This is a genomic window from Kluyvera sichuanensis (genome assembly GCF_014218705.1).
Classification (GTDB): Bacteria; Pseudomonadota; Gammaproteobacteria; order Enterobacterales; family Enterobacteriaceae; genus Kluyvera; species Kluyvera sichuanensis.
In genome coordinates, this window is the sequence record NZ_JABBJF010000001.1 from 89054 (window position 1) to 108898 (window position 19845).

Below are 19845 nucleotides of genomic sequence, written 5' to 3' on the forward strand. Positions count from 1 at the left end.
TTCTTATCCTCTTGCCGCTAATGCGGTGACGTGGTCGTAGGCTGCACCACTGTGCAGAACATCCAGCACCTGTTGTACGTTGGCTTTCAGGTCTTCGTGGCCGTACAGGCGCATCAGCATGGCGACGTTGACCGCCACCGCGGACTCATGGGCCGCTTCACCTTTACCTTGTAGCAAGCGCGTCAGAATGTCACGGTTTTCTTCCGGCGTGCCACCGGCGAGTTCGGCCTGATGATAAGGCTTGAGGCCAAAGTCATCGGCGGTCAGCTGGTAGCTCTTAATTTCGCCCTCATTCAGCTCAGCGACGACCGTTGGCGCGTGCAGCGACACTTCATCCATTCCGCCGCTGTGAACGACGGCGGCACGCTGGTAACCCAGCACGCGCAGGGTTTCAGCAATCGGCAGCACCAGTTCCGGGCTGTAGACGCCAATCAGCGCTAACGGCGGGTGCGCCGGGTTAATCAGCGGCCCCAGCACGTTAAACAGGGTGCGGGTTTTCAGCTGCTGGCGAACCGGCATGGCGTGGCGGAAACCGGTGTGGTACTTCGGTGCAAACAGGAAACACACCCCGAGTTCATCCAGCGCCTGACGCGATTTGTCGGCGTTCATATCGAGATTAATGCCGAAGGCGGCCAGCAGGTCAGAAGAGCCAGACTTACTGGAGACGCTGCGGTTACCGTGCTTGGCGACCTTCAGCCCACACGCGGCGGCGACAAAGGCGCTGGCGGTGGAGATGTTGATGCTGTTGCTGCCGTCGCCGCCGGTGCCGACGATATCGGCAAACGGATAGTCCGGACGCGGGAACGGCGCGGCGTTTTCCAGCAGGGCGGTGGCGGCACCGGCAATCTCATTCGGGCTTTCGCCACGAATTTTCATGCTCACCAGCGCGGCGGCCAGCTGCTCCGGCTTCACTTCACCGCGCACCACGGCGGAGAAGAGCTGATGGCTTTCCTGCTGAGACAAGGTTTCGGCTTGATACAGTTTTTCCAGAATCGGCTGCAGCGTGTTGCTCTGCTCCAGCTTTTGCAGCGCCCATGCCAGCGTTTGTTCTAGCAGACGAGCACCCTGCGTGGTCAGAATCGATTCCGGGTGGAACTGGAAACCGCAGACGCGATCCGCGTCGTGACGTACTGCCATCACCATGCCGTTGAAATGAGCGTTGATGGTTAAACCGGCCGGAATGTTGCTGCCTACCAATGAGTGGTAGCGCGCCACCGGCAGCGGGTTGCTTAAGCCGGCAAACATCGCCTGGCCGTCGTGTTCAATGCTGGAGGCTTTGCCGTGCAGAATTTCGCCTGCCTGACCAACATAGCCGCCGTAGGCTTCAACAATCGCCTGGTGGCCGAGGCAGATGCCGATAATCGGCAGCTTGCCGCGCATGCGGGTCAGCAGCTCAGGCATACAGCCCGCTTCAGACGGGGCACCGGGGCCAGGAGAGAGCATCAATACCGGGTTATCCATGGTGCCCAGACGCTCAATTAAGGTCTGTGCTGGAACGTGGTTACGGTAAATCACCACGTTGTGCCCGTTTGCGCGCAGCTGATCTGCCAGGTTGTAAGTAAAGGAGTCGATGTTATCGAGCAGCAGAATGTCAGCCATCAGAAAATCTCCTGTGCATGATGAGCGGTGGCGATGGCGCGCAGAACCGCACGAGCTTTATTACGGGTTTCGTCGGCTTCAGACTGCGGAACGGAATCCAGAACCACCCCAGCGCCTGCCTGAACGGTCGCAATGCCGTTTTCGACGAACGCGGAGCGGATAACGATGCAGGTATCGAGGTCGCCGTGGGCGGTGAAGTAACCCACCGCGCCGCCGTAGCTACCGCGACGTTTGCCTTCAGCGGCAGCAATCAGCTGCATCGCACGCACTTTCGGCGCGCCGCTCAGGGTGCCCATGTTCATGCAGGCGCGGTAGGCGTGCAGCACGTCGAGATCTTTACGCAGCTCGCCAACCACGCGGGAGACGAGGTGCATCACAAAGGAGTAACGGTCAACTTTGGTCAGGTCTGCCACGTAGCGACTGCCCGGCGTACAGATACGTGCCAGGTCATTACGCGCCAGGTCAACCAGCATCAGATGCTCGGAGAGCTCTTTATGGTCGGTACGCATTTCCAGCTCAATGCGGCTGTCGAGGTCGCGGTCCAGCGAGCCGTCAGCGCGGCGGCCGCGTGGGCGGGTACCGGCAATCGGGTAGATCTCAATCTGGCGGTTGGTCGCGTCATACTTCAGCGAGCTTTCCGGCGACGCACCGAACAGGGTGAAATCGTTGTCCTGCATAAAGAACATATACGGGCTTGGGTTGCTCTTCTTCAGCACGTCGTAGGCGGCGAGCGGAGAAGGGCAAGGCAGCGAGAAGCGGCGAGACGGTACCACCTGGAAGATTTCCCCGGCGCGAATCGCTTTTTGCATCTTACGCACCACGTCACCGTACGCTTCGTCACTTTGGTTCGTTTCGCAGCGCATGGTGCTAATTTCATGCACCGGCAGGGCTGACGGCGGCTCGTTCAGCTGCTGGCGAACCTGGGCGATACGCTGCTGTAGGCGGTCTTTTTCTGATTCTGATGGCGTAAACAGGCTGGCCTGAATACGGGTGTTCTTGGTCTGGTGGTCAATCACCAGCAGCGTTTCGGCCAGATAGAAGCAGTAGTCCGGGCAGCTGGTGTCGCTTTCCAGTTGCGGCAGGTCTTCGAAACCCGCGACCAGGTCATAGGCAAACAGGCCACCGAAGAACATTGCTTCACGTTCGTTTTGCGGAACGATCACCAGCTCTTGTAACAGGCGGAAGGCGTCGAACACCGAGAGTGAACACAGGCGAGCATCTTCATCCAGCAGCGAACTCACCGCCGGGAAGCGCAGCACGCGGCAGGTTGGCTGGCGGTTGTTTTCGACGCCCGCTGGCAGCGCGGCATCCAGCAGCGGCAGCAGGGAAGCGCCGTTATCTGACAGCGCCTGAATGGTGACGGTATCGCCCAGCGCGGTGATGCGCAGCGCGCTATCGACCAGCAGCAGGCTCTTTAAATCGTTTTTGCTATCAATGTCGGCTGATTCAAGCAGCAGCGTCGCCGGGCGCGCACCGCACAGCTGATGGAACAGCGCGGTGGGATTTTCACGGTAAATCGCGTCACTGGTCAGAAGCTCGAGCATAGGTTTTTGTGTTTGCATCGTTGTTCTCGCCTGTTCTGAATAATTTTTACTTAATAAAAAGCCCGCTCATTGGCGGGCCGGGTATCTGTATGCATAACGCAGACGTGATGACTCCGCCCTACTGGGAAGTACGCCACCAACCGCCGTGCAGAGCAATGATTTTATGCGTCATGTTGAGATACCTTCTACTAAGTGAACTTGCGTACTAGTTAACTAGTTCGGGAGGGCAAAGTCAACCCCTGATTTTAGAATTTCACGCAATGCCGTTATGATAGGCCGCGAATCTTTATAGGTAGTCCAATGGGAGCTGTTTTGAGCGACAACGAGTACGCCATCATTTATGACCTGCATAGCCACACGGTCGCCTCCGACGGACGACTGACGCCGGAAGCGCTGGTGCATCGTGCGCTGGAAAACCGCGTAGGCACGCTGGCGATCACCGACCATGATTCTGTCGCTGCCATTCCTGCTGCACGAGCGGAAATCGCCCGCGCTGGTTTGCCGCTGACGCTGATTAGCGGCGTAGAAATCTCGACCCTGTGGGAAAATCACGAGATCCATATCGTTGGCCTGAATATTGATATTGCCAATCCGGCGCTCACAGCGTTCTTAAGCGCACAGATAGCCCGCCGCGAGCAGCGCGGGGTGATGATCGCCGAGCGGCTGGAAAAAGCGCATATCCCTGGTGCCTGGGAGGCCGCGCAGAAGTATGCCGATGGCGGGGCGGTGACGCGGGCGCATTTTGCGCGTTTCCTCGTCGAGCAGGGCAAAGCGAGTAATATTGGCGACGTTTTTAAAAAGTACCTCGCACGTGGGAAAACCGGATACGTTCCGCCACAGTGGTGTACAATAAAGGAAGCTATTGATGTCATTCATCATTCGGGTGGGGTAGCGGTATTGGCTCATCCGGGGCGGTACAATTTGTCCGCCAAGTGGCTGAAAAGACTGCTGGCACACTTTAATGAACACGGCGGCGACGCGATGGAAGTCGCCCAGTGCCAGCAAGCGCCTCACGAGCGCGCTCAGCTTGCCACCTATGCCCGCGAATACGGTTTACTGGCGTCACAAGGGTCGGATTTCCATCAGCCCTGCCCGTGGATTGAACTGGGCCGCAAACTGTGGTTACCCGCAGGCGTCGAGGGTGTCTGGCAGCGCTGGGAGCAGCCGCAGAATTCAACTGAGAGGGAAGCATGAGTCAGTTTTTTTATATCCATCCGGATAACCCGCAGGCGCGTCTGATTAACCAGGCGGTCGAGATTGTGCGTAAGGGCGGCGTCATCGTCTACCCAACCGACTCCGGCTATGCGCTGGGCTGCAAAATTGAAGACAAAGGCGCGATGGAGCGTATCTGCCGCATCCGTCATCTGCCGGACGGCCACAACTTTACGCTGATGTGCCGCGATCTGTCCGAGCTGTCGACCTATTCCTACGTCGATAACGTGGCGTTTCGCTTAATCAAAAACAACACGCCGGGCAACTACACCTTCATCCTGAAGGGGACCAAAGAAGTGCCACGTCGCCTGCTGCAGGAAAAGCGTAAAACCATCGGGATGCGCGTACCGTCAAACCCGATTGCTCAGGCGCTGCTGGAAACCTTAGGCGAGCCAATGCTGTCGACCTCTCTGATGCTGCCGGGCAGTGATTTCACTGAATCCGACCCGGAAGAGATTAAAGATCGTCTGGAGAAACTGGTGGATTTGATCATCCACGGCGGCTACCTCGGCCAACAGCCGACCACCGTTATCGACCTGACCGAAGATTCGCCGGTCGTGGTGCGTGAAGGCGTCGGCGACGTTAAACCGTTCCTCTGATCCTTCCGGACCCGGCGACTCCTCGCCGGGTACCCCTTCTATTCCAGCTGACTTATCTGCTCCAGCATCCACTGCTGCGCTTTCGCCTGTCCGCTCGCCGGGCGGTAATACACTTTCAGGGTGTAGGGTGGAATAGGGAACGGCGGCGTGTGCAGGGTGAGCTGACGGGTATCAAAAAGCTGGTGCACCCCGCGTCGCGGCAGCGTTATCGCCAGATCCGTACGGCTGACGATAAACGGTGCCGACATCACGCTCGGCAGTTCCACCACCGTACGGCGGCTTACGTGGCGCGAGGCAAGGTAGCTGTCGATGGGACGATGGTGCTCGTTCCACGGGCTGACCACCACGTGACCCAACTGCAGATAGGTTTCTGGCGTCAGCGTCTCGTTTGCCAACGGATGACCTTTGCGCACCGCCACCACGTAGTCGTCGGTAAACAGCTCCAGCGACGCTAAGCCGTGGCGAGGCTGCACGTTCTCTTCCTCAAAACCGATGGCAAAATTGACTCTGCCGGTCAGCAGTTCTTCCAGTGCGTCATATTCCCGGGAGTAGACTATCCGCGTACGAATACCGGGCGCGCAGGCCTGAAGCCGGGCGACAAGCTCGGGGAAAAATACCGCGGCGGTGTAATCGGTGGCGGCAAAGGTGAAGGTCTGGTTGCTGGTTTCAGGCCGAAAAAGGTCAGCCTGACCCAGCTCGCCGTTTAGCGCCGATAATGCTCCGGCAATGGCGGGAAACAGTGATTCGGCACGTGGGGTCGGCTGCATCTGGCTACCCTGACGGCTGAATAACGGATCGTTGAGTGAACTACGCAGGCGACTTAATGCGTGGCTGAATGCCGAAGGGCTCATGGCGAGCTCGCTGGCGGCTTCGGCCACGCGACGATGGCGATAAAGGGCGTCGAAGACCAGCAGCAGATTAAGATCCAGCAGGCGAAGATTGCGATGCATGATATTCATTTTACCGTTGAAAAGAATGCAGCGTATTCATATCACGCTGGCGCTAGAATAGCGACCATCAACTGAAAGCCGTATCTCTGGAGGCATTGTGTCACACGCTACTTTCCGTCAGGCCACCCCGTCCGACATCGACCGCTGTTATGAAATTGAATCCGCAGCCTATCCGGCAGATGAAGCGGCGACGCGGGAGAAAATTGCCATTCGCATCGCCCGCTATCCCCAGGGCTTTCTGTGCATGGAGCAGGATGGCGATATTATCAGCTTTATCAATGCAGGCTGCGCCTGGGAGGTGGAGATGTCCGACGAAGAGTTCAAAGAGCTGGTGGGCCATGACCCGCAGGCGCCGAACGCGGTGATTATGTCGGTGGTGCTGCACCCGAACTACCAGGGTAAAGGGCTTTCCACCGCGCTGATGCAGGCGTTTATCGAACATATGCGCCAGCAGGGCAAAACGGCCATCTACCTGATGTGTAAAGCGCAGTATCTGGAGATGTATAAACGCTTTGGCTATCAGTTCCTTAAAAAGTCTGACTCGACGCACGGCGGGGAAGAGTGGTTTGAAATGGTGCAGGGGATTTAGCTCGTTATCGCGGCATCAGACTTCTTTTCGCCGCAACGGCCGATAAAGTGAAACAAAAGGGCAGGAACAAGCTGCCCTTTTCTCCTAAAATTCGTGTAGTATGTGCGGTCACCATTTTGGGTGGGTAGCCTGCGTCACGAAAAAACGCCGCTGCCTGCCTCCTTATGCAACCCGGTGCTGATTTCCCGCGTTGCTGATGAAGTCTCTAAGACGCCTGTGAAGGCGACACCGGAAGGAAGCTCTATGAGCGATAAAAGCGTTAAAAGCGATAAAAGCGAAAAACTGCAAAAAGTGCTGGCACGCGCCGGCCACGGCTCCCGTCGTGAAATTGAAACGATTATTGAAGCGGGCCGCGTTAGCGTGGACGGCAAAATCGCCAAGCTGGGCGATCGCGTTGAAGTGATCCCAGGCCTCAAAATTCGTATCGACGGGCACCTCATCTCCGTCAAAGAATCCGTAGAACAAATCTGTCGCGTGCTGGCGTACTACAAGCCGGAAGGTGAGCTGTGTACGCGTAACGACCCGGAAGGTCGCCCGACCGTATTCGACCGTCTGCCGAAACTGCGTGGCGCCCGCTGGATTGCCGTTGGCCGTCTGGACGTGAACACCTGCGGCCTGCTGCTGTTCACTACCGACGGTGAGCTGGCAAACCGCTTGATGCACCCAAGCCGTGAAGTTGAACGTGAATACGCGGTGCGTGTATTTGGTGAAGTGGACGACACGAAAGTGCGTCAGCTCTCCCGTGGCGTTCAGCTGGAAGATGGCCCTGCGGCATTCAAAACCATCAAATTCAGCGGCGGCGAAGGCATCAACCAGTGGTACAACGTGACCCTGACCGAAGGCCGTAACCGTGAAGTTCGTCGTCTGTGGGAAGCGGTAGGCGTGCAGGTGAGCCGTCTTATCCGCGTTCGCTACGGTGATATCCCGCTGCCAAAAGGCCTGCCGCGCGGTGGTTATACCGAACTGGATCTGGCGCAGACCAACTATCTGCGTGAGCTGGTAGAACTGCCGGCCGAAACCACCTCGAAAGTGGCGGTAGAAAAAGACCGTCGCCGCATGAAGGCGAATCAGATTCGTCGCGCCGTGAAGCGTCACACCACCACTGGTGGTAATACTGGTAACAATAATAATACTAACCGTCGTTCTAGCACCCGTAATAAACCGAAAGGCTAACGACGTCAGTTCCGGCGGGCTTCCGCCGGAATACTTTCCCCGTGTTAATCTCCTCCTGTGATGCCATTCACACTTCTTTATAAAGACAAAAAACAGGAATTCCCCGGACAAAGAACGCAAAGTGATAAAATAGCCCTCGCCATATACTGTTGCCACAGATTACTCAAACAGGTAGCCCGAAATGGATACAACTCAAAAACTCTCGGCAAGCTATGTGGTTATCGGCGTTAAAGAAAAGATTGGCTACGGCTTCGGTGACTTTGCCTCTAATTTATCCTTCGGTTTTGTCTCTCTATTTTTATTATTCTTCTACACCAACATTTACGGTATTAGCGCGGTTCAGGCGAGCCTGATCTTTGTTATTGCGCGAGTCGTGGATGCAATTTTTAATATCCTGATTGGCTTTGCTATTGATAAAACCCACAGCCGCTACGGCAAGCTGCGTCCGTGGTTATTATATGGCTCTGTGCCGCTGGGTTTACTGACCGTACTGTGTTTCCTGCCGTTTGGCGGCGAGGCCAAATTCTGGTTCGCGCTCTGTTCCTACACCATCTACTGCCTGGCGTACACCGCGGTCAATACGCCGTATTCGGCAATGACCAACCGGTTAACCCAGCACGAGGCCTCACGTTCGTCGCTGTCGGTCTACCGCTTTGTGATGGCGATTGTCGGCTACCTGATTGTCTCTACTACCGCGGATATTCTGATTTCGCCGTTTGACGACAAACAGCTGGGCTACGTCTTTGCCGTCTCCTGCTTTGCGCTGCTGGCGACGTTCCTGTTCCTTGCCTGCTTTGGCATGACTAAAGAGCGCGTGGGGGAAGAGGAGGATACGCCTGCGCCGACGCTGCGTGAAATGTTCCGCGCGGTGATGGGCAATGCGCCGCTGATTAATCTGTCGTTATTTACCGTCTTCTTTTATATCGCCTACACCGTGTGGATGGCGATCGCGATTTACTTTATTAAGTACATCATCGGCAATGAAGGTTTTACCGCCTCGTTCTTTATGATTCAGTCCGCCGCCTATATTTTGGGGACGGTGGTTTCTGAGAAAATCATTGCTACGATTGGCAAAAAGAAAATGACGCTGGTGGCGCTGTTAATTGGCGTACTGGGCGTGCTGATGCAGTATTTTGTTGCCGGTAATAATATCTGGCTGATTATGACCGGGGTGTGCCTGTTCAGTATTACGCTGGGTATGGGATTTGTCGCCATGTGGTCAATGATTGCCGACACCGTAGAATATGCCGAATGGCACCATGGCGTGCGCACCGAGGGTGCTATTTACGGCTTCTTCAACTTTATTACCAAAATAGCGATGGCTATTGGCGGTGGATGCGCCGGGTGGATGCTGGATTATTACCACTATGATGCTGCCAATATTAGCGCCGACGCGCTAAGCGGCATCAATATTCTGATGACGCTATTCCCCGGCGCGATGTTTGCGATTAGCGCCATCTTCGTGGCCAGCTATTCGCTGGACGAAAAAACCTACCGCGACATCGTGCAGAAAATCAGCCTGCGCAAGCAGAACGCGCTTTAACCTCAGGGAGCCAGAGAAATGAATCGTGATTTTAAAACGCTTATTGCGGCAATGAATGCAGAAGAAAAAGTGGCGTTGCTGACCGGCAGCGGACTGTGGCGCACGGCGAGCCTGCCGCAGCATGGTATCGACGATATCGTGATGACCGACGGCACCTACGGTGTGCGTTACAGCAGCGCGCAGATAGACGGCAACGAAAAGTGGAGCATGGATGATTTTATCTCCGTGATCACCCAAACTGCCGACCGCGCTAACGCCGAAGAACCGGCAGCGAAAGGGGGCAGTGAAGCGCTGTTCAGCGCCTCGCTACCGGCCACCTGCTTCCCTAACGGTTCAAGCCTTGCCTGTAGCTGGGATATTGATCTGGTCTATCAGATGGGCCAGGCGCTGGGGCGCGAATGCCAGCATATGGGCGTCGGGATTTTACTGGGGCCGGGGATTAACATTCGCCGCACGCCGCTGGCGGGGCGCGGCTACGAATACTATGCCGAAGATCCGGTAGTGAGCGGCGATATTGCCGCGGCGCTCATCAACGGCTTACAGGATGAAGGCGTGGGCGCCAGCCTGAAGCACTTTGCGGCCAATAACTCGGAATACCGTCGCACCGAAATGGACTCCATTATTGAAGAGCGTGCGCTGCGGGAAATCTATCTGGCAGGCTTCCAGCGGGCGATTGCTAAATCGCAGCCGTGGACGGTGATGTCCTCCTATAACCGCCTGAACGGTGTGCAGACTTCACAGGATCCGTACCTGCTGACGCAGGTGCTGCGCGATGAGTGGGGCTACGACGGCCTGGTGATGTCCGACTGGTACGGTATTAAAGATCGTCCTGCGTCGCTTGTGGCAGGGAACGATCTGGCGATGCCGGAAACTCGCCGCGATAAGCAGACGCTGTTGGCGGCCATCAACGCCGGTGAAGTGCCAATGGCGGTAGTCGATAGCGCCTGCCTGCGGATGCTGGAACTGCTGGATAAAGTGCAGCGCAATCGCCGCCCAGGCATTCAGGCCGATTTCTCCGCACATCACCGTCTTTCACAGCAGTTGGCGGCGGAATCTATCGTTCTACTGAAAAATGACGACAATCTTCTGCCGCTGCGTCCGGAAAAAACGCCGCGTATCGCCGTGCTGGGTAAACCGGCGCAGGAGCCCGTGATTCAGGGATCCGGCTGCGCGACCACGGTGCCGTATCTGCTTGACCGTCCGCTGGATGAGATTTTCGATCTTGCCGGTGAGGCATTCAGCGTTAGCTGGGCCGTCGGTGCGCCGGACGACCTGCAGAGTGACGAAGTCGCGCTGACGCAGGCGAAGGTGGTCGCACAAGAGGCCGATGTAGCGGTGATCTTCGTCAGTACGGCGGTGGGTGAAGACGGTGAGAACGGCGACCGTCACGATCTGAATATTCTGGCGGTGCACGAGCAACTGATTCGCGAAGTGGCGTCGGTACAGCCCAACGTAGTGGTGGTGCTGGCAAACAGCGACGCGGTGGTGATGCCATGGCTTGGTGAATGCAAAGCGCTGCTGGAAACCTTCTTTGCCGGGCAGGGTATGGGGCGCGCGGTCGCGGAGATTCTGTTCGGTCAGCGTAACCCAAGCGGCAAGCTGACGGTGACCGTGCCTAACACCCTGGAAGAGACACCGGCCTGGTTGAACTACCCAGGTGAAAACCTGCGCCATCACTACGGTGAAGGGTTGTTTGTTGGTTATCGGTACTACGATAAACGCTGCCTGACGCCGCGCTTCCCGTTTGGATTTGGCTTAAGCTATACCCAATTTAGCTACCGCAACCTGTCGTTGTCAGCGGAGACGATTGGCGCGGGGGATACGCTCACCGTTAGCTTTGATCTGAGCAACATCGGCGCGGTAGAAGGCAAAGAGATTGTGCAGCTGTACGTTTCTGCCCCAGAGGGTGAACTGATCCGTGAGGTCCGCGCACTGAAAGGGTTTGATAAAATAGCCCTTGCGGCGGGTGAGACCCAACGCGTCAGCCTGCAGCTACCGATTAGCGAACTGGCCTGCTACCATCCTGGCCTTGCTGATTGGGTGATAACACCGGGAAACTGGCAGGTACATATTGGTGGTTCTTCCCGCGACCTGCCGCTGAACGCGACGTTTACGGTGGATTGCCCGGCGCGTTACGTGCCGCTGCGTGACGATAACTCGTTGCAGCAGCTGATTCAGCAGCCGAAAGCCTTTGCTCGCGTCGTGCAGTTGATTGCCGATAAGAGCCAGTTGCCGCCAGAGCAGGTACGAGAAAAGTTGATTCGTCTGGCCCCGGATCTGTTCTGCGGCCTGCTGATTGCGCTGACCGAGTTCCTGGCACTCGATATCGACCGCGATGAGCTAAACGCCGTGCTGGCTGAACCCCAATAACGGCCCACAACAGGAGAGAGCGCGTGTTCCCATTTTCAGTGACGCATCCCCATCCGGCGACACACGCCGGGCGGCAGACGGCGAATAGCGGCTATGAGCTGATTGCTTTTGACGCGGAAAAGCTGAATGTGTTTGCCGCTGAGGTTCGCTACTGCGAGCCGCACTGGCATCCGGCACCGGAGCTGATTACGGTGCTGAACGGGCGCTTTTCTCTTACCGTCGGCCAGCAGAACGTGATGCTGCAGCAGGGCGAAATGCTCTATATCAACGCCGAAGAAGTGCATGAACTGAGCGCGGAGGAAGAGGGGAGCCAACTGGTCACAGTACAGTTCTCCCCCGGGCTTTTTGATGAGCTACATCCTGCACCGCTGCTGGAGTGGCGCACTCACGCACCTGCCATGAGCGCTGCCGACCGCGTGGTTTTCCAGCGGCTGACGGCGCTTCTGGACCGCATCATTGATAATCATGCGCCGTTTCAGCGTATCGCTGCTATCTATCTGCTCCTGGACGCGCTGGTGGCTGCCGGGCAGTCTATTGAGCGAGGGGAAAGTACGCTGCGGGAAGAGGCGATGATCAAAGAAGGGATTGAGTATATTAATCAACACTTTGATCAACCGCTGACCCTCAGCGATGTTGCTGAGCATTGCGGGATGAGCTACTCATGGTTCTCCCGACTGTTTAAAAAGGTCAGTCGGCACAATTTCAAAGAGTATCTGACGCTGGTTAGGTTGAACAAAGCTCGCACGCTACTGCGCGACACGCGGACACCGATTACCGACATCAGCCACAGCTGCGGTTTTCAGGAGCACAAGCTGCTGATTGCCGCTTTTAATAAATACTGCGGGCTGACGCCGACGGAGTACCGCAAGCGCTTTATTTCGCGCCAGAACCTGACGGAGGTCGCACTGGCACAGGGCGAAGACTGCCTGTGCCTGCCGCTCAATCATGCGCTTCTCGACCGATTAGCGGTCAGTAATCAATCCCAATCTGCGCCTTAATACCGGCTTCAAACGCATGCTTCACTGGGCGCAGTTCGCTGACCGTATCGGCGTATTCAAGAATATCCCGGTGGCAGCCGCGACCGGTGATAATCACCGTCTGGTGATGCGGCCGGTTTTTCAGCGCGGTTAATACCTCTTCTAACGGCAGATAGTCGTACGCCACCATATAGGTCAGCTCATCGAGCAGCACCATGTCCAGCGTGTCGTCGGCCAGCATCCGTTTCGCATGTTCCCAGACGGCGAGGCAGGCTTCGGTATCGCTCTCCCGATTCTGGGTGTCCCAGGTAAAACCGGTGGCCATCACCTGAAACTCGACGCCGAGCGGCTCAAGCAGGTTGCGCTCGCCGTTAGGCCAGGTGCCTTTAATAAACTGGATCACCCCAACGTTATGACCGTGGCCAACCGCGCGGGTCGCGGTACCGAAGGCGGCGGTGGTTTTGCCTTTACCGTTGCCGGTAAAGACGATAACGATGCCACGGGTATCCTGGGCGGCGGCCACGCGGGCGGCCACGCGCTCTTTTACGCGCTGCTGGCGCTCGCGGTAACGTTCATCACTCATTGTGCAATTCCTGGTTTACGCCCTGGCTGGGCATCAAAAGTCATACCGGTTTTACGGCGGCTGTCATCACCCATCAGCCACAGATAGAGCGGCATAATATCGGCAGGCGTTTTCAACTTCAGCGCGTCTTCCGTTGGGAAGGCGCTGGCACGCATTTTGGTACGCGTACCGCCGGGATTAATACAGTTCACCCGCAGAGGACGATTTTTATACTCTTCAGCGAGTACCTGCATCATCCCTTCGGTGGCAAATTTCGACACCGCATAGGCACCCCAGTTGGCGCGTCCTTCGCGGCCGACGCTTGATGAGGTAAAGACCAGTGAACCGGATTCTGCTTTCAGCAGCAGCGGCAGCAGCGCCTGGGTGAGCATAAAGGTGCCGTTGACGTTGACCTGTATCACCTGCTGCCAAACGGTGGGGTCCTGCTGGTCCATCGGTACCACGTCACCCAGAAGCCCGGCGTTGTGCAGCACGCCGTCAAGATGCGGGTAGTGCAGACTAACCTGCTGAGCAATGTGCTGGCATTCCTGCGGCGTACAGGTGAGCAGGTCGAGGGTAAACCAGCGGGCGGGCCGTAAACCTTCATGGTCTATTTCTTGCGCAACCGCACGCAGTTTTTCATCGCTGCGGCCAAGCAAAATAACGCTGGCGCCGTAACGGGCATAGGTGATTGCCGCTTCATGACCGATACCATCACTGGCACCGGTGACCAGAATGATACGGTTTTGCAACAAATCGAGCTGAGGTTGATAGTGCACGGTAACTCCTTTATGGCGCTTACCCACCATATTTCATGTACTTTTCATGGCTTTTGGGCTTTATGCCTGAATCTGCGCACTATTTCAATCGGCGCACGGGAGAGACAACGAGTAATTAACAATTTGCAATGATTTCATCAGCAAAAAAGTAATCTGGAATGCGTCTCGTGGCCTGATACTGCAGTCGAGACGTACTGAACGCGGTGTTGTACACTGAGCGGTAGATTCTGTGATTTTTGTACAAGGTGGATGTGTGGAATTACTTTTTCAATATGGTCTTTTTCTGGCGAAAATCGTCACTGTCGTTGTCGCCATTGCGGTGGTTGCCGTACTGATTGTCAACGTCATGCAGCGCAAACGCCAGCGCGGTGAATTGCGAATCACCAACTTAAGCGAGCAGCACAAGGATATGCAGGAAGATTTAGCCGTGGCGCTGCTCGACGCGCCGCAGCAAAAGCTCTGGCATAAGACACAAAAGAAGAAACTGAAGCTGGAAGCCAAAGCGGCCAAAGCCAAAGCGAAGCAGGGCGACACCACGGCGGCAACCAAACCGCGCGTCTGGGTTATCGACTTTAAAGGCAGTATGGATGCGCATGAAGTCTCCTCCCTGCGTGAAGAGATTACTGCCGTACTGACCGTTGCGACTCCGCAGGATCAGGTGGTCGTGCGTCTGGAGAGCCCTGGCGGCGTCGTTCACGGCTATGGCCTGGCGGCATCGCAGCTGCAGCGTATCCGCGATAAGCAGATCCCGCTGACGGTAGCGGTCGATAAAGTGGCGGCCAGCGGCGGCTATATGATGGCCTGCGTGGCTGACAAAATTGTGGCGGCGCCATTTGCTATTCTCGGGTCGATTGGCGTAGTGGCGCAGATCCCGAACCTCAACCGCTTCCTGAAAAATAAAGATATCGACGTCGAACTGCATACCGCTGGTCAGTACAAGCGTACACTGACCCTGCTCGGTGAAAACACCGAAGAAGGACGCCAGAAGTTTCGCGAAGAGCTGAACGAAACGCACCACCTGTTTAAAGATTTTGTAAAGCGGATGCGTCCGTCTCTGGACATCGACCAGGTTGCTACCGGTGAACACTGGTACGGTTCCCAGGCGCAGGGAAAAGGGCTGGTTGATGAAGTGGGCACCAGCGATGAACTGCTGCTTGGCCTGATGGAAGGGCGTGACGTTTTCGGCGTGCGCTATGCGCAGCGTAAGAAAATGATGGACCGGTTTACCGGAAGTGCGGCTGAAAGCGCTGACAAACTGATGATGCGCTGGTGGCAGCGTGGTCAGAAACCACTGCTGTAACGGTTCCTTTCTACTCTATACCTTTCTACTACTCTATGGCCCGGTAAACCAGGTTTACCGGGCCATATCAGACTGCTCAGGCGTGAGCCCTACGTTCAGTCAACCAGGTGATACTTTTCAGACAGCTGGTGGGCGAGATACTTGAACATATTAAACACCGCCGTGCTTTTCGGCGTCGGCAGGCCCTGTTCATCCAGGTAATATTCACCGCTGAAGACCAGCACGCCGTTGCGCTGTTCCACGCCGGTGGCTTCAATACCCGCCATAGTATCTTCATGCTCACGAATGAGGCGGTTTGCTTCAATAAGCAGTGTCTGACGATCGATAGGTTGGCTATTATTTGACATATTCAACTCCTCAAAATTCCTGCGCTAGTCTACGCCGGGCGCCGTCTTCGGGCAAATTTTCCCGACGTTTACCAGGGACAAGCATTTTACCTCAGAGTTGGCATGATTGGTGATTGCATGCTAATAAAGTTGCGTAACGAATTTTATCAGGTACAGTGTGACGCTTTCGGCGATCTGGCAACAGATTTGCTTGACATTCGACCAAATATTCTTCGTGCTATAGACCCTGACGAAAAAAAGTCTGTAAACTCAGCTACCTGGCTACTTGTCTCAAAAGCCAGTCGGTAAAGGGTTGATATCCATTGGTATTGCCGCAACATACAAGGCTTGTCGCCAGTGGAATGTGGAACATGTGCGATGTATTCCTGGAAGAATCAAATTAGGTAAGGTGAATATGGGTAAAGCTCTCGTTATCGTTGAGTCCCCGGCAAAAGCCAAAACGATCAATAAGTATCTGGGTAATGACTACGTGGTTAAGTCCAGCGTCGGTCATATCCGCGATTTGCCGACAAGTGGCTCAGCCGCCAAAAAGAGCGCTGACTCTACCTCCACCAAAACGGCCAAAAAGCCTAAAAAGGATGAACGAGGCGCGCTGGTTAACCGCATGGGCGTCGACCCATGGCATGACTGGGCGGCACACTATGAAGTGCTGCCAGGCAAAGAAAAGGTAGTATCAGAACTCAAACAGTTGGCGGAAAAAGCCGACCACATCTATCTCGCAACTGACCTTGACCGCGAAGGGGAGGCCATTGCATGGCACCTGCGGGAAGTGATCGGTGGTGATGAATCACGCTATAGCCGCGTGGTGTTTAACGAAATTACGAAAAATGCGATCCGTCAGGCGTTCGAAAAGCCGGGCGAGCTGAATATCGACCGTGTTAACGCTCAGCAGGCGCGTCGCTTTATGGACCGCGTTGTGGGCTACATGGTCTCGCCGCTGCTGTGGAAAAAGATCGCCCGCGGTTTATCCGCCGGTCGCGTTCAGTCCGTGGCGGTTCGTCTGGTGGTCGAACGCGAACGTGAGATTAAAGCGTTTGTGCCAGAAGAATTCTGGGAAATTGACGCCAGCACGACCACGCCGGGCGGCGATGCGCTGCCGCTGGAAGTCACCCACCAGGGTGATAAACCGTTCCGTCCGGTCAACCGTGACGAAACGATGGCGGCGGTCAGCCTGCTGGAAAAAGCCAGCTACAGCGTCCTTGAGCGTGAAGATAAGCCGACCAGCAGCAAGCCTGGCGCGCCGTTTATTACCTCCACGCTGCAGCAGGCGGCGAGCACCCGTCTGGGCTTTGGCGTGAAGAAAACCATGATGATGGCGCAGCGTCTGTATGAAGCGGGCTACATCACCTACATGCGTACCGACTCCACCAACCTGAGTCAAGATGCGGTAAACATGGTTCGCGACTTTATCGGCGATAACTTCGGCAAAAAATACCTGCCGGAGAACCCGAATCAGTACGCCAGCAAAGAAAACTCGCAGGAAGCGCACGAAGCGATTCGTCCTTCCGACGTTTCCGTTCAGGCGGAAGCGCTGAAAGATATGGAAGCGGACGCGCAGAAGCTGTACCAGCTGATCTGGCGCCAGTTCGTGGCCTGTCAGATGACGCCAGCGCAGTACGATTCCACCACGCTGACCGTGAAAGCGGGTGATTTCAAACTCAAAGCGCGTGGTCGTACCCTGCGCTTTGACGGCTGGACCAAAGTGATGCCAGCGCTGCGTAAAGGTGATGAAGACCGTACGCTGCCGATGGTCAATCAGGGCGATAAGCTGAGCCTGGTTGAACTGACGCCGGCACAGCATTTCACCAAACCACCTGCTCGCTTTAGCGAAGCCTCGCTGGTTAAAGAGCTGGAAAAACGCGGCATCGGTCGCCCGTCCACCTATGCGTCGATCATCTCGACCATCCAGGATCGTGGCTATGTGCGCACCGAAAACCGTCGCTTCTATGCGGAAAAAATGGGTGAGATCGTCACCGATCGTCTGGAAGCGAACTTCCGCGAGCTGATGAACTACGACTTTACCGCGCAGATGGAAGACCACCTCGACCGCGTGGCCAACCACGAAGCCGAGTGGAAGCAGGTGCTGGATCTGTTCTTTGGTGATTTCACCAAACAGCTGGAAACCGCTGAGAAACCGCCAGAAGAGGGCGGCATGCAGCCGAACGAGATGGTGTTGACCAGCATCGACTGCCCGACCTGCGGCCGTAAAATGGGTATTCGTACCGCCAGCACCGGCGTGTTCCTTGGTTGTTCCGGCTATGCGCTGTCGCCAAAAGAACGCTGCAAAACCACCATTAACCTGGTGCCGGAAAACGAAGTACTGAACGTACTGGAAGGCGATGACGCGGAAACCAACGCGCTGCGCGCCAAACGTCGTTGCCAGAAGTGCGGCACGGCGATGGACAGCTATCTTATCGATCCGAAGCGTAAGCTGCATGTTTGTGGTAATAACCCGACCTGTGACGGCTACGAGATTGAAGAGGGTGAGTTCCGCATTAAGGGCTATGACGGCCCGATCGTTGAGTGCGAGAAATGTGGTTCTGAAATGCACCTGAAAATGGGGCGTTTCGGTAAGTACATGGCCTGTACCAACGAAGAGTGTAAGAACACGCGTAAAATTCTGCGTAGCGGTGAAGTGGCTCCGCCGAAGGAAGACCCGGTTCCGCTGCCAGAGCTGCCGTGCGAGAAGTCGGACGCGTATTTTGTGCTGCGTGACGGTGCGGCTGGGGTATTCCTGGCGGCCAACACCTTCCCGAAATCACGTGAAACCCGCGCGCCGCTGGTAGAAGAGCTGTTCCGCTTCCGTGATCGTCTGCCGGAAAAACTGCGTTATCTGGCCGACGCGCCTCAGCAGGACCCGGAGGGCAACAAAACGATGGTTCGTTTTAGCCGTAAAACCAAACAGCAGTACGTCGCTTCTGAGAAAGAAGGCAAGGCGACCGGCTGGTCAGCGTTCTTCGTTGACGGTAAATGGGTTGAAGCGAAAAAGTAGCGTTTTTAGCCAATAGCATCACAAAGGGCCGCATTTGCGGCCCTTTTTTATAACCTCGTTATTATTTTTTGTTTCCATCTATACACACTTGCTATAAATGATATAGTGGTTATAGCCAATGCATTTCTTATGATTAAATCGTCTTTATGACCGATTCCTGAGCGCAGACTGGATACAACCGCATGAAATTACAGCAACTCCGCTATATCGTTGAGGTGGTCAATCATAACCTTAACGTCTCCTCCACCGCTGAAGGTCTGTACACCTCGCAGCCGGGTATCAGTAAGCAGGTCAGAATGCTGGAGGATGAGCTGGGGATTCAGATTTTTGCCCGTAGCGGTAAACATCTGACGCAGGTTACGCCAGCGGGTCAGGAAATCATCCGTATCGCGCGTGAAGTGCTGTCGAAAGTGGATGCGATTAAATCCGTTGCCGGTGAGCATACCTGGCCTGATAAAGGCTCGCTGTACGTGGCGACCACCCACACTCAGGCACGCTATGCGCTGCCGGGTGTAATTAAAGGCTTTATCGAGCGTTACCCACGCGTATCGCTGCACATGCATCAAGGGTCGCCTACGCAAATTGCCGAAGCGGTCTCTAAAGGCAATGCTGACTTTGCCATCGCTACCGAAGCGCTGCATCTGTATGACGATCTGGTGATGCTGCCTTGCTATCACTGGAACCGTTCGATTGTCGTCACGCCGGAGCACCCGTTGGCCTCCAAAACGTCTGTCACCATTGAGGAACTGGCGCAGTATCCGCTGGTCACCTACACCTTTGGTTTTACCGGGCGTTCCGAGCTGGACACCGCCTTTAACCGCGCCGGACTGACGCCGCGTATTGTCTTTACCGCCACCGACGCCGATGTGATTAAAACCTACGTCCGTCTGGGATTAGGGGTGGGGGTAATTGCCAGCATGGCCGTCGATCCTGTCTCTGACCCGGATCTGGTTAAGCTAGATGCAGAAGGTATTTTCAGCCACAGCACCACCAAAATTGGCTTCCGTCGCAGCACCTTCCTGCGTAGCTATATGTATGATTTTATTCAGCGATTTGCACCACACCTGACGCGTGATGTGGTCGATACCGCCGTAGCGCTGCGCTCGAATGAAGACATTGAAGCCATGTTTAAAGATATTAAGTTGCCGGAAAAATAAGTCTGATTTAATTATCCGCCTCTTCCTGGAAGAGGCGGGTTTACTTATATCCTTACTCCACCACGCCTTTTTCCCCTTCCTCATCGCGCAAAATCCTGACTAAGAATTGTTTCTATTACTCATTACGCCGCAAAAGTAGAAATAAATTTAGG

16 protein-coding genes and 1 other annotated feature are annotated in these 19845 nt (G+C 55.6%); of the genes, 10 read left to right on the forward strand and 6 right to left on the reverse strand.

Annotated elements, in window-relative coordinates:
* Nucleotides 1-3: 3 nt before the first annotated feature.
* Together trpD and HII27_RS00450 are read right to left on the reverse strand one after the other, a co-directional pair.
* Nucleotides 4-1599, reverse strand: coding sequence for a bifunctional anthranilate synthase glutamate amidotransferase component TrpG/anthranilate phosphoribosyltransferase TrpD (gene trpD / locus HII27_RS00445; RefSeq protein WP_185666019.1), 1596 nt, complete (start codon nt 1597-1599; stop codon nt 4-6).
* Nucleotides 1599-3161 carry an anthranilate synthase component 1 gene (locus HII27_RS00450; RefSeq protein ID WP_185666020.1) on the reverse strand — a complete coding sequence of 521 codons (1563 nt, stop codon included), beginning with the start codon at nt 3159-3161 and terminating at the stop codon, nt 1599-1601. Before HII27_RS00450 ends, trpD begins: the two co-directional genes overlap by 1 nt.
* A 34-nt stretch (nt 3162-3195) precedes the next feature.
* Nucleotides 3196-3288 (reverse strand) — a sequence feature (Trp leader region).
* A 167-nt stretch (nt 3289-3455) separates the two neighbouring features.
* Here HII27_RS00450 and rnm point away from each other — a divergent pair.
* Together rnm and HII27_RS00460 are read left to right on the forward strand one after the other, a co-directional pair.
* Entirely contained in the window at nt 3456-4337 is an 882-nt protein-coding gene (gene rnm, locus HII27_RS00455; RefSeq protein ID WP_185666355.1) for an RNase RNM, read from the forward strand.
* A complete protein-coding gene (locus HII27_RS00460; RefSeq protein WP_185666021.1) occupies nt 4334-4954 on the forward strand; it encodes an L-threonylcarbamoyladenylate synthase in 621 nt (206 codons plus the stop codon). Before rnm ends, HII27_RS00460 begins: the two co-directional genes overlap by 4 nt.
* 38 nt (nt 4955-4992) lie before the next feature.
* On the opposite strand, the gene HII27_RS00465 is transcribed toward HII27_RS00460, so the two are convergent.
* The gene (locus HII27_RS00465; protein WP_185666022.1) at nt 4993-5904 is read right to left on the reverse strand and encodes a LysR family transcriptional regulator; all 912 of its coding nucleotides are present in this window, start codon (nt 5902-5904) and stop codon (nt 4993-4995) included.
* A gap of 97 nt (nt 5905-6001) precedes the next feature.
* Here HII27_RS00465 and HII27_RS00470 point away from each other — a divergent pair, with 97 nt between their 5' ends.
* The 5 genes from HII27_RS00470 (at nt 6002) to HII27_RS00490 (ending at nt 12577) form a co-directional block, all read left to right on the forward strand.
* Entirely contained in the window at nt 6002-6493 is a 492-nt protein-coding gene (locus HII27_RS00470) for a GNAT family N-acetyltransferase (RefSeq protein WP_185666023.1), read from the forward strand.
* Nucleotides 6494-6736: 243 nt separating this feature from the next.
* Nucleotides 6737-7666 carry a 23S rRNA pseudouridine(2605) synthase RluB gene (gene rluB / locus HII27_RS00475; RefSeq protein WP_185666024.1) on the forward strand — a complete coding sequence of 310 codons (930 nt, stop codon included), beginning with the start codon at nt 6737-6739 and terminating at the stop codon, nt 7664-7666.
* 181 nt (nt 7667-7847) lie between these two features.
* Nucleotides 7848-9209: an MFS transporter gene (locus tag HII27_RS00480; RefSeq protein WP_185666025.1), complete on the forward strand. Its 1362-nt coding sequence runs from the start codon at nt 7848-7850 to the stop codon at nt 9207-9209.
* Between the two features lie 18 nt (nt 9210-9227).
* The gene (locus HII27_RS00485; protein WP_185666026.1) at nt 9228-11579 is read left to right on the forward strand and encodes a beta-glucosidase; all 2352 of its coding nucleotides are present in this window, start codon (nt 9228-9230) and stop codon (nt 11577-11579) included.
* A gap of 23 nt (nt 11580-11602) precedes the next feature.
* Nucleotides 11603-12577 carry an AraC family transcriptional regulator gene (locus HII27_RS00490; protein ID WP_185666027.1) on the forward strand — a complete coding sequence of 325 codons (975 nt, stop codon included), beginning with the start codon at nt 11603-11605 and terminating at the stop codon, nt 12575-12577.
* On the opposite strand, the gene cobO is transcribed toward HII27_RS00490, so the two are convergent.
* Together cobO and HII27_RS00500 are read right to left on the reverse strand one after the other, a co-directional pair.
* The gene (gene cobO, locus HII27_RS00495; protein WP_185666028.1) at nt 12549-13139 is read right to left on the reverse strand and encodes a cob(I)yrinic acid a,c-diamide adenosyltransferase; all 591 of its coding nucleotides are present in this window, start codon (nt 13137-13139) and stop codon (nt 12549-12551) included. The genes HII27_RS00490 and cobO overlap by 29 nt on opposite strands.
* Nucleotides 13136-13897, reverse strand: a complete 762-nt coding sequence (locus HII27_RS00500; RefSeq protein WP_185666029.1) for a YciK family oxidoreductase — start codon at nt 13895-13897, stop codon at nt 13136-13138. The genes cobO and HII27_RS00500 overlap by 4 nt, the downstream gene beginning before the upstream one ends.
* Before the next feature lie 253 nt (nt 13898-14150).
* Here HII27_RS00500 and sohB point away from each other — a divergent pair, with 253 nt between their 5' ends.
* Nucleotides 14151-15197, forward strand: a complete 1047-nt coding sequence (gene sohB / locus HII27_RS00505) for a protease SohB (protein ID WP_185666030.1) — start codon at nt 14151-14153, stop codon at nt 15195-15197.
* Nucleotides 15198-15292: 95 nt separating this feature from the next.
* Here sohB and HII27_RS00510 read toward each other — a convergent pair whose 3' ends face one another.
* Nucleotides 15293-15544, reverse strand: a complete 252-nt coding sequence (locus tag HII27_RS00510) for a YciN family protein (protein WP_035892923.1) — start codon at nt 15542-15544, stop codon at nt 15293-15295.
* Nucleotides 15545-15938: 394 nt separating this feature from the next.
* Here HII27_RS00510 and topA point away from each other — a divergent pair, with 394 nt between their 5' ends.
* A complete protein-coding gene (gene topA, locus HII27_RS00515) occupies nt 15939-18536 on the forward strand; it encodes a type I DNA topoisomerase (protein WP_185666031.1) in 2598 nt (865 codons plus the stop codon).
* A gap of 182 nt (nt 18537-18718) precedes the next feature.
* Nucleotides 18719-19693: an HTH-type transcriptional regulator CysB gene (cysB, locus tag HII27_RS00520; protein WP_185666032.1), complete on the forward strand. Its 975-nt coding sequence runs from the start codon at nt 18719-18721 to the stop codon at nt 19691-19693.
* Nucleotides 19694-19845 lie beyond the last annotated feature (152 nt).

Bases quoted from the DNA above. Each gene is read 5' to 3' on its own strand.
- cysB (WP_185666032.1), top strand. From the start codon at position 18,719: ATGAAATTACAGCAACTCCGCTATATCGTTGAGGTGGTCAATCATAAC.
- HII27_RS00480 (WP_185666025.1), top strand. From the start codon at position 7,848: ATGGATACAACTCAAAAACTCTCGGCAAGCTATGTGGTTATCGGCGTT.
- HII27_RS00485 (WP_185666026.1), top strand. From the start codon at position 9,228: ATGAATCGTGATTTTAAAACGCTTATTGCGGCAATGAATGCAGAAGAA.
- HII27_RS00450 (WP_185666020.1), bottom strand. From the start codon at position 3,161: ATGCAAACACAAAAACCTATGCTCGAGCTTCTGACCAGTGACGCGATT.
- HII27_RS00465 (WP_185666022.1), bottom strand. From the start codon at position 5,904: ATGCATCGCAATCTTCGCCTGCTGGATCTTAATCTGCTGCTGGTCTTC.
- topA (WP_185666031.1), top strand. From the start codon at position 15,939: ATGGGTAAAGCTCTCGTTATCGTTGAGTCCCCGGCAAAAGCCAAAACG.
- rluB (WP_185666024.1), top strand. From the start codon at position 6,737: ATGAGCGATAAAAGCGTTAAAAGCGATAAAAGCGAAAAACTGCAAAAA.
- HII27_RS00460 (WP_185666021.1), top strand. From the start codon at position 4,334: ATGAGTCAGTTTTTTTATATCCATCCGGATAACCCGCAGGCGCGTCTG.
- trpD (WP_185666019.1), bottom strand. From the start codon at position 1,599: ATGGCTGACATTCTGCTGCTCGATAACATCGACTCCTTTACTTACAAC.
- cobO (WP_185666028.1), bottom strand. From the start codon at position 13,139: ATGAGTGATGAACGTTACCGCGAGCGCCAGCAGCGCGTAAAAGAGCGC.
- HII27_RS00510 (WP_035892923.1), bottom strand. From the start codon at position 15,544: ATGTCAAATAATAGCCAACCTATCGATCGTCAGACACTGCTTATTGAA.